Here is an 11442-nt window from a genome sequence, read left to right as displayed (position 1 = left end):
TTTCAAAGCGAACTTTTTACATGAATTTAAGGAAAGAAAAGGCGGCTCGCTTAAAATTGGTTATTTTAGAGCATACTGTAAAATTAATTGGCACCCGACCGTTTGCCGATTTGCATGTGGACGAAATCTGTCGGAAATGCAAAATCTCTAAAGTCACGTTGTTTAAATACTTCCCTCAAAAAGAAGATATTGTTCTTTACTATTTCCGTGTTTGGTGCTTGCGCAGATCGGTGGAATTGCAAGAGAAATCGCGTGAAGGCATGGCGGGAGTATATTACCTGTTTGATAAGCTTAGCGAAGATTACGAACGAAACCCGGGGATTATTTTAACCTTAGTTGGCTATTTGGCCGATATGAATCGCTCGCCCAAACCCTTTCCACTGAAGCCCGAAGAAAAGAATTTTCTTTTTCCTGATTTTAAGAATATTCAGCAAACGGAAATCCAATCGCTTGATCAGATGATGGAGAAGTTTGTGCTGGAGGCAATCTTCAAAAAAGAAATTACCCGCACTACTTCCACACGTGATATCAGCAATCAACTGCTTTCTATTTTTTATGGGTCGATCATCACCATGCATATCAACCAAATCAGCCCCGCGAAGAATTTCTTTCGAAAGAATATTGATTTGTTGTTGAAGGGCTTGAATTGATTACTTCATGCTTACCGCTTTGGTTCGCTTGCGCTGAAACAGACGAATGTGCCGATTGCCCACGGGGATATCAATGCGGTATTTGTTCCCTTTAGCCCATACATGATGATAGCGCGGTTTTACTACCTTCTTGCCTGAAGAAGAGCACGAAGCGAACAGCATCAACAATGCAACAATGTATTTCGCAGATTTCAACGTGATAAAAGTAGCTACTTTTTGTGGAAACGCCTACAAAGAACAAGCACTGGTTTTTTTCTAGCAACAGTTTTAAAAATTCATGACCACACCAAAATAGATGGTTCGCAAAGAAAAAACCTCGGCTGTTTTTTGGGTGTAGTCGAAGTTGTAAGAATAGGAGCGCACGTTCTGAAAATTGGGTAGGTTACTCAATCCACAAAAGGCCACGGCCGAGGCTTCTCCCACCGCCAACAATTTAGAAATGCTGAAGTCGAGCAAGTTGTAGTTTGGAAGCCGAGCAGGTTGGCCGTAAGTCGGCTCAAAGGCACCCACACTTGAATTGAAATCAGCATTTAACACAGGCTGGTAGAAGCTTCCTTCGCGGAACAGGAATACCAAGGTGGCTGTCCATGTGCCCGAAAATTTGTATTCCATATTCCCTCGTATAAAGTAGCGGATATCAAATAGAGAAGAAGAAGCCTGTTCATTGATTTCTTGCGTAGCATTCAAAGAGGTGACAGACAGTTGTGTGCGCAGGTTGCGATGAAGGCGATAGCGGCCGTAGAGTTCAATGCCTTGCACATGGGTTTGTTGGCCGCGCTGTTGGCCATTTTTCACAAATACCGAGAAAGTACTTTCGAGGCGTGACTTGGTATAGCTTATATCCAATGAATACTGGTCGGTTTGGATGTGGTCACTTTCTGAACTGGCTCCTTGCGGGATCAGCAATTTGTTGTAGCGCCCTGCCGATAAAACAAAATTCCACGGCTTGGACGGTCGAAAATTAAGGTTTACCTGGCTGCTCCAAAATCCTGGTTGCTTATCTGTTGCTATTCCATTTCGAACGCCTCCGCCCACAATCCATTTTTCGCTCAGGTTGCGTTTTCCGTATAGATACAACTCCGGCAAGCGAATAGCTTGGTGCAACGTGGCGCTATCTACCGGAAACTGCTCGCCCAACGCGTAGCTATACCGCGGAAACTTTCCTGAAAAATCGGATGCGCGATAGTCATAGCTCACACCCAGTTTAACTTCGCTTTTGACACCAAAATATTGGTAGTTTAGTGAGGCAAAAAAATCGCTGAGGTTGAGTTGTGCGTTTAGCTTGCTTTGTGAGAATTGTGCCATTGAGAAGCTGATTCCGTTATTGAACGATAATTCGCTCTTTCGAAATCGGTGCCTCACATTGGTGACTGTGTAGTTGCGTATTTTTTCCTGATTAAAATTGCCCTGATAAGTGGGTGTTCGTGAGTCAAACAAAAAAGATTCGCTATTGGTATAGTTAAAGATCTTTAGCACTGTTCGATCGTTCAGTTTGCTGAAAAAGTGCAAACCCATATCGATGGTATTGAATCGTTTGATCCGCGCAAGCGCAGCCGGATTGAACCAGCGAAGCAGAGCCGAAGGTTGGTAGTTGACAAAGGCAGTAAGGGCAGACTTTTTTCCAACTTTTCGCGATGTGTAGTAACCCATATTGGCCAGCGATGCCGAGATGGAGCTGACCGATTTGGTGGGAATGTCTTCGTCTGTATTTAGCGCAATCAAACCAGAGGTGGTGTTACCGAATTCAAGGGGTGGATTGCCTGGATATACTTGAACCTGTTTGATAAGTGCCGTGTTGAAAATACTGAATGTGCCAATTCCATTGAGCTGCCCGTAGCGCACCGCATCGTTGATAGGTACATTATTTAAGAATATTCCAGTTTCATTTGGGCTGCCGCCCCGCAGGCTGATGTTGGCAGATTCGTCTATGGTGGTGGCGGAGGGCAATGCATTCACGGCCAATAATGGATCTGCCTTGGCACTCGGGTTGGTATAAATGTCTAGCTTCTTGATTTTGCTCACGGTGAATTCTTCAGCAATTAGCCGTTCTGATTTGATTACAACCTCATCCAAATTCATGGAAGAAGGCGAAAGCCTGACCTCTATTTCGCATGCAGATTCAATTATTATCACTGCGTCATTGTATCCGACAAAACTTACGCGCAATGAGTCCCCAACACTATACTTCCAAACGAACTTGCCGTTCACGTCTGTGGTCACTCCGCTCAACGAGTTGCTGCTCGTGCGTACGGTCGCTCCAGGCAATTCCATTCCCGTCACAGCGTCCTTCACATGGCCTGTAACCGTTGCGCATTGTGCATGAAGTTTTGTCACCACTGCCAAACATAAAATCGTTAGGGATAACCAACGCATTTACTTAAGGGATTTTGCTTTTGGAAGCAAAACATACTTCACCCAACTGAAATTTGGCTCCGCTTTCAAAGCTCTTTCATAGGCAGCTATTGCTTTTGCTCGATCGCCTTTTTTCGCCCAAGCTTGGCCAAGAAATGCCATCGTATCCAAATACATCCAGTTATTTATCAACGTCTCGGGCCTACTTTCAAAAAGTTGTACAGCCTTTTCATAACCCGCAATGGCTTCGTCCAAATCACCACCCCACATCTCGGGGGTGAAGAATTTGGCGTTGGCATATACTTTCCAAACGATGGCTGAGCTAGGATTAAGCTTCTTTGCTTTTTCAATCAGGTTAGTGCTTTTGCTGCCCAGGATCATGCCTTGCATTGGGCTGTAGCCCATCTTTACTCCGTAGGCGGCCGCCTGGATTGCATAAGGCTCTGCCCAATTTTTGTCACCTTCTATGATTTTTTTGAGATTCTTCAGCAGTGGATTGTAGTACTCATCGAATAGATCTTCATCGCGATTGCGCATGGATGAAGAAACCAATGCAAACTGCGACAGCGCTAATTGGAAGCGTAGTTTAATTTCTTGTGAATTTTTGTTTAGGTCGGTTTCACGGATTTTAATTGCTTCTTTCCAAGGTGCGGCATCGTATTTTTGATTAAGGTATGCCTGGTAAATGATTTCATCGGCAGACTGCCCATTGCTGTCTGTATTTTGTGCTTTCAGTTGAATCATCGAACCAAGAGCAACAGCGAAAATGAGTAATTTTTTCATGATTGTAAACTGGTTTATATTATAAACTAAAATGATAAAAAAATTTATGGTTTGATGTAGCTTTTCAACGAGTTTACATACTCTTCAAAAGCCTTGATGCCTTTCTTGGTGATCTTACACGTAGTCAGTGGCTTCTTCCCCTTAAAAGTCTTTTCAATGTGGATGTAGCCTGCCTCTGAAAGTTTGTCCAATTGCACACTCAGGTTACCAGCAGTTGAGTTAGTCTTCTCTTTCAGAAAGGTAAAGTCAGCAGAATCTAATCCAAGAAGAAGCGACATTACACCTAGCCTAAGTTGCGAGTGAAGTAGGGGATCAAGGTCTTTCAACATGTACCTTACTTTTGCAATTTTAACAAGTAGCCAGGAACGAGATACCCTAGTGCGATTGTTGATGCAGCTGCCAAAGACTGCATCTCATGGCTCAAAAAGAATGACAACAGCCCGCCAATAAAAAACAACCCGCCTCCTAACATCAGCGGTAGATATTTCAATATGGCACCTGAAGTAAGGGTAGCAATGCTGCCTACCAGAAGGATAATCGGGTTGATCTGATAATTTATAAAAGAACCAAAAAAGGGAATTACAATTGCCAAGGTTCCAAAGCTAATCCAAAGAGTTAGATTCACTTTTTCCAAGTGCGTACTGGAACGGTTTTGCTTTTTTGATTGACGCGATCCGTATATAAACGATATGATCCAGGCAGGAATAACAATCAACCAAACTACGAAAGGGTAGTTAAAATCCAATCGATACAGCGCAAAGCTGCCGATGTGTGCACCAATCAATACCCAACCCCAGAAGAGATAATAAAAAGAATTATCGCGCACATTGCCCTTCGCTTGGTTAATCATCTTTGTGATCAAGTCCAAGCTCTGCTGTGGGCTCAGCTTTTCGTTTTCTTGGTTCATACTACTAATAACGTAACAAATGTAAAGTAGTTTACATTATAAACCAAAATAATTAAAAAAGTTATTTGCCTATTGGAAAAATGAGTGTAAAGTTGGAGCCAATCCCCAAATTATTATAATATATATACCAATGCGTGTTGTTTAGCTGAATGAAATGTGCGCACATCCGTAACCTAACTCTAGTAGGTTAGTTTTTATATTTCTAATGAATCACCGTGAAAGTGCCCTAACCAATTAAAAAATCGAGAATTAGCTTGATTGGAAAATATTCTTTTACTTTAACTTCAAAGAATCAGTTCAATCAAGCAAAAAAAATGTAAATGAAAAAAACTATACTATTATTCAGTCTCGTTTTGCTTTCCTTCATGGCATTCTGCCAACCAGAATCAGCGAAGTTGAAAAAACTAAAGGAAGAGGTGCAAAAAGAAATTGAAAACAATGCTGCGCTCGGCCAACAGATCAATGATATGTTGTTTAGTTTTTCAGAGCTGGGCTTTCAAGAAGTGGAAACCTTTGCTTATTTGACTAATCTGCTGGAGGAAAATGGATTTAAAATAGAAAAAGGAATTGCCGGTGTTCCTACTGCCTGGATAGCCACATGGGGAAACGGAAAGCCCATCATCGCTTTAGGTTCAGATGTGGACTGCATACCCAAAGCATCGCAAAAGCCTGGCGTAGCTTATCACGACCCCATTGTAGAAGGGGCACCCGGCCATGGCGAAGGGCATAATTCGGGCCAAGCACTTAATATCATTTCTGCTTTGGCGATCAAAAAAATAATGGAGCGCGAAAAAATTTCTGGCACGCTCATGCTTTGGCCGGGCATTGCCGAAGAACTGTTGGGCACGAAAGCCTTTTACGTTCGTGCTGGTTATTTCAAAGATGTGGATGCTTGTATTTTCACGCACGTGGGCGATAATCTTGAAACATCCTATGGTGATAATGGCTATAACGGAGTGATCTCTGTTAAATTTAATTTTGAAGGTCAAGCAGCACATGCGGCTGGTGCGCCTTGGCGGGGAAGAAGTGCCTTGGATGCGGTAGAGTTGATGAACATTGGTTGGAACTATAGACGAGAGCATCTCGAGTTGACGCAACGTTCACACTACGTGATTCCAGATGGAGGCGATCAGCCAAATGTTGTTCCGTCCAAAGCATCGGTTTGGTATTATTTCAGAGAGCGTACATATCCAGCGATCAAAGCGTTGTTCGATAAAGGCATGAAAACAGCAGAAGGCGCAGCGCTGATGACGGATACAAAATTTACCTACGAAATTCTCGGATCGGCATGGCCTGGGCATTTCAACAAGCCTCTGGCGGAAGCCATGTACACCAATATCAAGAAAGTTGGATTGCCCACTTGGTCAGCCGAAGATCAACTGCTCGCCAAGGCAACGCAACTAGAATTGAAAGCCCCCAAGATAAATGGACTGGCCAATAAACTTGATACGATGGGTTTGCCAAACTCGGTAGGCGTAGTGAGTGTAATGGGCCGTCAAATGATGACGATGGGTGGAGGATCAGATGATATTGCTGATATTTCCTGGACGGTTCCAACGATTGTGTTGAATTATCCGAGCAACATACCCGGTTTGCCAGGCCATCATTGGAGCAATGCCATTAGCATGGCAACCCCTATTGCCCACAAGGGAATTGTGGTGGGTGCTAAAGCAGAAGCCATGACTATTTTGGATTTATTTTACAAACCTGAACTCTTGGCGAAAGCACAAGAATACTACAAACAAGAGCAAACTAAAGATATTCAATATACTCCATTGGTTGGTGATAAAGATTTACCCGCCATTTTCTTGAACAAAAAGATAATGACTGAATTTGCGCCAAAACTCAAATCAACTTATTACGATCCATCCAAATACAAAACGTATTTAGATCAGTTGAACATCAAGTACCCAACCGTAAGGCCAGATCAAATCGAGGCAGTTGGGAAGCTGAAGAAATAAATACATTTAAGATTTATGATGTTAGATTTCAGATTTTGAGAATTGAAGTTTAACATCCATCTAACATCTAACATCTTTTCATGTTTACAGGTATCATCGAATCAGTTGGGAAAGTGGCACGGATTGTTGAAGAGGGAACCAATAAGCATTTCCTTTTTGAGAGCAATATTGGTAATGAATTAAAGATCGATCAAAGCGTTTCGCACAATGGGGTTTGCTTAACGGTAACGAAAGTAATGCCCAACCAACATTGGGTTACCGCCATTGATGAAACGTTGAAAAAATCAAACTTGGGAGACCTGAAGGTTGGTGATCAGGTAAATTTAGAACGATGCATGTTGGCCACCGGCCGGTTTGATGGGCACATTGTGCAAGGTCATGTCGATCAAATTGGTGTTTGTAAATCGATGAAAGAAGTGGGAGGGAGTTGGCTTTTTGATTTTGAGTATGACGCAGCATTGGGCAATGTAACGGTAGAAAAAGGATCCATTTCGGTCAATGGCATTAGCCTTACATGCTTCAATTCAACCAAAAATGCATTCACTGTAGCAATTATTCCATTTACGTATCAGCATACCAATTTTAATCAATTAAGCGCTGGCGTTTCCGTAAACCTTGAATTTGACATTGTTGGTAAGTATATTAAACGACTGTTAAATAAAGAATAGTGACTTTATTTTCTGGCTGAAAGCCTTACCATTTCATTCAAATCTAAATCCCTATTTTAAGTTAGATCAATTCATCAAACTAGCTTAGCAAAACGTTGGCGAGGGCATCGTTAATAACAATGCTATCCCCAATGAGCGTAACAAACAATAACGGATTGGATGTTGGAAGTTTGATCGACCAAGTAGCGAGAGGAGGAAGCAATAGCCCGCTCGGTGGATTGGGCAATAAGTTGGATGGCCTCTTCGGAAAGAAGTGAGAAAACAAACAGGATTAAAATTTTTGAGAAACTCTTTTAGGCAACTGAAGGAATTTTCTTTTTTAAGATGTATTGGTAAATTCTAAAACCTAGCCAACCGCAAATTATTCCAGCTATTGCGCCTACCAATATATCACCAGGATAATGCACGCCCAAATATATGCGGGTGTAAGTCATGAGGGCTGCCCATAAAAACACCAAGCTCATCCATCGGTAATGATGCCTAAGTAAGAGCCAAACAATGGTTGCCACTGCAAACGTGGTGGCCGCATGTCCTGATGCAAAGCCGTACAATCCACCTCTATAATTATTTACTAAGTGGACAAGTCCTTTGAGTGAAGGCTCGTGCGATGGACGCAATCGAGCAAAAAAAGGTTTCATAAAAGAAGTCATGAGTTGGTCAGACAGCACGATAGCAATTGTTACGCAAAGTAACGCCCACCAACTTTGCTTGCCCAGTTTTTTAAACAAAAGGAAAATAAGAAGAATGTAGAGCGGCAACCAAAAAAGTATTTTGGTCATCCAATACATAGGCTGGTCTAGCCATGCCGCGTGCGCATTATTGAGCCAGAGAAAGAACTCCCTGTCCCATTGTTTGATTTGTTCCATTTAAAAAGATTCGTTCTTGTGCCAACCAAAGTTTGGCTTCATAAGAAGATTTGAAGGTTAAAACCTTAATCCCAAATTTTTCTAAAGCAGCAGTTGCAGCAGTACAAGCAACTGCAATCAGTCCAAGCAAACGGGCAACCAATTCACGTAAGTTATGCGAGACGGAATAAGAAAATTGCTCCGGCTCGTTATTGTGCTTGATCAATTTGTTGTTGGAGTGTAGCAACTTAGCCATAGCATCTTTTATTTTATCATTACGCAACTCATTTGCTTTGTTGCTTTCTGATTTTTGCTTGTCGAGTTCCGTATTCAAAAAATTCAGATCAAGTCTATATAGAATACCAAGCATAGGCATTAGTAAAGCACCAATGAGGCTAATACAATTGGTGAGTACCGCGGATTGCAATTCTTGCGAATCTACTGCGGCAGGAGTACCGAGATAGGAGATTTTATACCAAAGCTTTTTCAAGAGTTAAAGCTACAAAACTAGCGATAATCAACTTGCATACAAACAGTGCCTCTTACTATTGAATTTGCCTTGCAGCCTCGCTATCTTTCGCCATTAAGACTTTAGTCTATGAAATACGATTTGATTGTTATCGGTGCGGGGCCATCTGGCTACGCAGCCGCCATGCGAGCTCTTGATTTTAAAAAGAAAGTCTTGCTGGTGGAGAAAAACCGCGTTGGAGGGGCTGGTGTAACCAACGGTGCACTCTCTTCCAAAACGTGGTGGGAGCTTTCGCGCGAAGCCGCTGCTTTTCGCAAAAGCTTAAAGCGTTACAATATTTCTGTTCCTTCTATCAGCTACCGAGAGATTCAAAACGAAGTTCAGAAAGCAGTGGCCGAACGAAAGGACATGCTGGAAGAGCATATGGAACAGTTGAAGAACTCATCCTTTTTGAACCTTTTGGAATTTAAATTTGGTGAAGCAAAATTAATCAGTCAATACGAAGTAGAAATTTTGGATGGCGCGCGCAAGGAAATAGTCAAGGGCGACTATATTATCTTAGCAACGGGCAGCAGGCCGCGTTACTTGCCTGAGTTGCCCATTGATGAAAAGATTGTGATGACGAGTGAAGGTATTGAAGGGATGGACGATTTCCCAGAAAGCATGGTGATAGTAGGAGCGGGGGTTATTGGTTGCGAGTATGCAACGATATTCAGTGGCTTTGGTAGGACCAAAGTAAATCTAATTGATAAGGGTGACCGGATTTTGCCATTTGAAGATGCTGATGTGGTGAAAATCATTGAACGCAATATGGAGAACAACGGTATCCTCATCCACCGAAATTCGCGGCTGATTCACATGCGAATCATAAATGGAAGAGTAGAGTATGAATTGGAATATACCGATGGAAGCCGAGAGACCTTTAATGTAGAAAAGGCACTTGTTTCCGTAGGGCGCGTGGCCAATCTAGAAGACTTGTGGGATGATAAAGTAGGTATCGACATTACTAAGCGTGGCATCCATAATAACGAAACCCAAACGAATATTTCGAACATTTACGCAGTGGGGGATTTAACGGCTGATATTTCACTTGTTAATGTAGGCGAGTTGGAAGGTCGTTTTGCTGTCGAAAAGATTTTTGGCAATCCCGAAAGGAAGCTAGTGTATGAAAACATCAGTACAATTATGTTTTTAAGCCCAGAGGTGGCCGGTGTTGGACTCAATGAAATCCATGCCCAAGAGAAAGGCATGGACTATAAAGTCGTAACACTTGAGTACAGCACCATTCCACGCGCCATTGCCAAACGAAATACGCAGGGTTTTATCAAACTGTTGGTGACCAATGATGATGCTATGAAAATTTTAGGCATGAAAGTAGTCGGCAACCATGCAAGTAGTGCGATCCAAGCTGTGGCAGTATTGATTTCTATGGATAAAGGAATAGGGGAATTGGCCGAATGTGTGCACCCGCATCCAAGCATTACGGAAGGTATTCAAGAGTGTGTGCGTATGTTAATGGGCAAATCGCTTTTCAAGCCGGTGGCATTGCGCGGCCGTATTTCGTGCAGACGGTACATAAAAGGTCAATATGAAGATATTGTGTTTTAGAAAAACTGAAATCGAAATAGTTCCATTAGCATTACTATGAGAATTGCCTACTTATTGATTTTGTCTTTGCTTATGTCTTCGTGTTCGTTTGATAAACTCTATCAAACCAAGCAGTCGATAAAAAAGGCGGATTTTGACCAATTTGATTTTGATGATTTGGCCAAACTTTATATGAAAAAGTCCACCACCACTGTCCGTAGCATCGAAGGAATTTATTCTGTTTCTCACTTGATTGTGAAAAAAGGCAAAGGCTTTTGGTCATCGGTCGAAAAAGAAAAAGTAATAGACCGAAAAGAGAATTATGGAACCGTTGTCATTTTTAGTGATAATGGGAAATCGGCCCGCGATTATTTTGAAGTTCCGCTTTCTAATAATCGCCAATTATCTTATTCTATACGTGGCGAGTTTAGCAGGGCAAGTGAGGGAAATATTCTAATCTACAAGCATTTTGAACCGAGAAAAAAAGTATTGACTTATACTTTTACCTACGATGAATTGAAAGATTTGCTAGAGGGTGTTCGAACTGAAAATGACGGGAACTCGGTTGTTACATATACGCTTACCTACATCAAACTTTTCCCGAAACCAGAAAGTGCTGTGCAGGCCGAAAAATAGAATAGCTGCCAATCGGCAGCTACCCTATATGCTAAACAATTTTTCCGTTAGCAGAACTCTTCAAATACTTCTACTAAATGTTGACCAATCATTTGGGCGTTTCTGCCTTCAATGTGGTGACGCTCCACAAAGTGAACAAGTTCGCCATCTTTGAACAATGCGATACTTGGAGACGAGGGCGGATAAGGCAATGTGTATTCTCGCGCTTTTGCTACCGCTTCTTTATCTACACCAGCAAATACAGTTGTTAAATGTGCTGGTTTTTTGGCTGAATTTTGAAGCGCCCATTTAATGCCTGGCCTTGCAGCACCTGCCGCACAACCACAAACAGAATTTACAACTAATAGGGTTGTTCCTTTTTGTTGTTTCAATTCTTGGTCTACTGCTTCTGCAGATTTTAATTCTTTAAAGCCAGCCACCGTTAAGTCGGTACGCATGGGGGCTACTAAATTTTCGGGATACATAATTTATTCAAAGTTTAAAATTCAATATTCAAAATTAATACAACTAACCAATTATTTCAGATTTTAGTTCTCTTCAAATTCGCATTCATTTTTTTGCTTCTTAGTCAGTACGGGACTCGT

Annotated in this window: 13 protein-coding genes; 5 read left to right on the top strand and 8 right to left on the bottom strand. The window is 42.0% G+C overall.

Annotation, left to right across the window (positions count from 1 at the left end):
• Positions 1-20: 20 nt before the first annotated feature.
• On the top strand, positions 21-650 hold the full coding sequence (locus KA713_07765; protein ID UXE68460.1) for a TetR/AcrR family transcriptional regulator: 630 nt from the start codon (positions 21-23) through the stop codon (positions 648-650).
• Here KA713_07765 and KA713_07760 read toward each other — a convergent pair whose 3' ends face one another.
• The 5 genes from KA713_07760 to KA713_07740 form a co-directional block, all read right to left on the bottom strand.
• Positions 651-845 (bottom strand): hypothetical protein, encoded by a 195-nt coding sequence (locus KA713_07760; GenBank protein ID UXE68459.1) that lies wholly within the window; start codon positions 843-845, stop codon positions 651-653. It abuts the gene before it with no gap.
• Positions 846-917: 72 nt separating this feature from the next.
• Positions 918-3023 carry a TonB-dependent receptor gene (locus KA713_07755; GenBank protein ID UXE68458.1) on the bottom strand — a complete coding sequence of 702 codons (2106 nt, stop codon included), beginning with the start codon at positions 3021-3023 and terminating at the stop codon, positions 918-920.
• The gene (locus tag KA713_07750) at positions 3024-3785 is read right to left on the bottom strand and encodes a tetratricopeptide repeat protein (GenBank protein ID UXE68457.1); all 762 of its coding nucleotides are present in this window, start codon (positions 3783-3785) and stop codon (positions 3024-3026) included.
• 44 nt (positions 3786-3829) lie between these two features.
• Positions 3830-4114: a transcriptional regulator gene (locus KA713_07745; protein ID UXE68456.1), complete on the bottom strand. Its 285-nt coding sequence runs from the start codon at positions 4112-4114 to the stop codon at positions 3830-3832.
• A 5-nt stretch (positions 4115-4119) separates the two neighbouring features.
• Entirely contained in the window at positions 4120-4692 is a 573-nt protein-coding gene (locus KA713_07740) for a hypothetical protein (protein ID UXE68455.1), read from the bottom strand.
• Positions 4693-5012: 320 nt separating this feature from the next.
• Between KA713_07740 and KA713_07735 the strand changes: the two genes are divergently transcribed.
• Positions 5013-6653 (top strand): amidohydrolase, encoded by a 1641-nt coding sequence (locus KA713_07735; protein ID UXE68454.1) that lies wholly within the window; start codon positions 5013-5015, stop codon positions 6651-6653.
• Between the two features lie 80 nt (positions 6654-6733).
• Positions 6734-7321, top strand: coding sequence for a riboflavin synthase (locus KA713_07730; protein UXE68453.1), 588 nt, complete (start codon positions 6734-6736; stop codon positions 7319-7321).
• A gap of 293 nt (positions 7322-7614) precedes the next feature.
• Here KA713_07730 and KA713_07725 read toward each other — a convergent pair whose 3' ends face one another.
• Both KA713_07725 and KA713_07720 read right to left on the bottom strand, forming a co-directional pair.
• Positions 7615-8187 carry a phosphatase PAP2 family protein gene (locus tag KA713_07725; GenBank protein ID UXE68452.1) on the bottom strand — a complete coding sequence of 191 codons (573 nt, stop codon included), beginning with the start codon at positions 8185-8187 and terminating at the stop codon, positions 7615-7617.
• Positions 8138-8656: a hypothetical protein gene (locus tag KA713_07720; protein UXE68451.1), complete on the bottom strand. Its 519-nt coding sequence runs from the start codon at positions 8654-8656 to the stop codon at positions 8138-8140. The genes KA713_07725 and KA713_07720 overlap by 50 nt, the downstream gene beginning before the upstream one ends.
• 108 nt (positions 8657-8764) lie before the next feature.
• Here KA713_07720 and KA713_07715 point away from each other — a divergent pair, with 108 nt between their 5' ends.
• Both KA713_07715 and KA713_07710 read left to right on the top strand, forming a co-directional pair.
• Positions 8765-10243, top strand: a complete 1479-nt coding sequence (locus tag KA713_07715) for an NAD(P)/FAD-dependent oxidoreductase (GenBank protein ID UXE68450.1) — start codon at positions 8765-8767, stop codon at positions 10241-10243.
• A 36-nt stretch (positions 10244-10279) separates the two neighbouring features.
• Entirely contained in the window at positions 10280-10858 is a 579-nt protein-coding gene (locus KA713_07710) for a hypothetical protein (protein ID UXE68449.1), read from the top strand.
• A 47-nt stretch (positions 10859-10905) separates the two neighbouring features.
• Here KA713_07710 and KA713_07705 read toward each other — a convergent pair whose 3' ends face one another.
• On the bottom strand, positions 10906-11322 hold the full coding sequence (locus tag KA713_07705; protein ID UXE68448.1) for a BrxA/BrxB family bacilliredoxin: 417 nt from the start codon (positions 11320-11322) through the stop codon (positions 10906-10908).
• Positions 11323-11442 lie beyond the last annotated feature (120 nt).

Origin of the sequence: Chryseotalea sp. WA131a, assembly GCA_025370075.1 — a bacterium.
Classification (GTDB): Bacteria; Bacteroidota; Bacteroidia; order Cytophagales; family Cyclobacteriaceae; genus ELB16-189.
This window is presented reverse-complemented; position numbering and strand designations above follow the sequence as displayed.

What these genes read in the sequence shown, in the direction of transcription:
- KA713_07765 (UXE68460.1), top strand. Translation starts at nt 21, where the DNA reads ATGAATTTAAGGAAAGAAAAGGCGGCTCGCTTAAAATTGGTTATTTTA.
- KA713_07755 (UXE68458.1), bottom strand. Translation starts at nt 3,023, where the DNA reads ATGCGTTGGTTATCCCTAACGATTTTATGTTTGGCAGTGGTGACAAAA.
- KA713_07750 (UXE68457.1), bottom strand. Translation starts at nt 3,785, where the DNA reads ATGAAAAAATTACTCATTTTCGCTGTTGCTCTTGGTTCGATGATTCAA.
- KA713_07745 (UXE68456.1), bottom strand. Translation starts at nt 4,114, where the DNA reads ATGTTGAAAGACCTTGATCCCCTACTTCACTCGCAACTTAGGCTAGGT.
- KA713_07740 (UXE68455.1), bottom strand. Translation starts at nt 4,692, where the DNA reads ATGAACCAAGAAAACGAAAAGCTGAGCCCACAGCAGAGCTTGGACTTG.
- KA713_07735 (UXE68454.1), top strand. Translation starts at nt 5,013, where the DNA reads ATGAAAAAAACTATACTATTATTCAGTCTCGTTTTGCTTTCCTTCATG.
- KA713_07730 (UXE68453.1), top strand. Translation starts at nt 6,734, where the DNA reads ATGTTTACAGGTATCATCGAATCAGTTGGGAAAGTGGCACGGATTGTT.
- KA713_07725 (UXE68452.1), bottom strand. Translation starts at nt 8,187, where the DNA reads ATGGAACAAATCAAACAATGGGACAGGGAGTTCTTTCTCTGGCTCAAT.
- KA713_07715 (UXE68450.1), top strand. Translation starts at nt 8,765, where the DNA reads ATGAAATACGATTTGATTGTTATCGGTGCGGGGCCATCTGGCTACGCA.
- KA713_07710 (UXE68449.1), top strand. Translation starts at nt 10,280, where the DNA reads ATGAGAATTGCCTACTTATTGATTTTGTCTTTGCTTATGTCTTCGTGT.
- KA713_07705 (UXE68448.1), bottom strand. Translation starts at nt 11,322, where the DNA reads ATGTATCCCGAAAATTTAGTAGCCCCCATGCGTACCGACTTAACGGTG.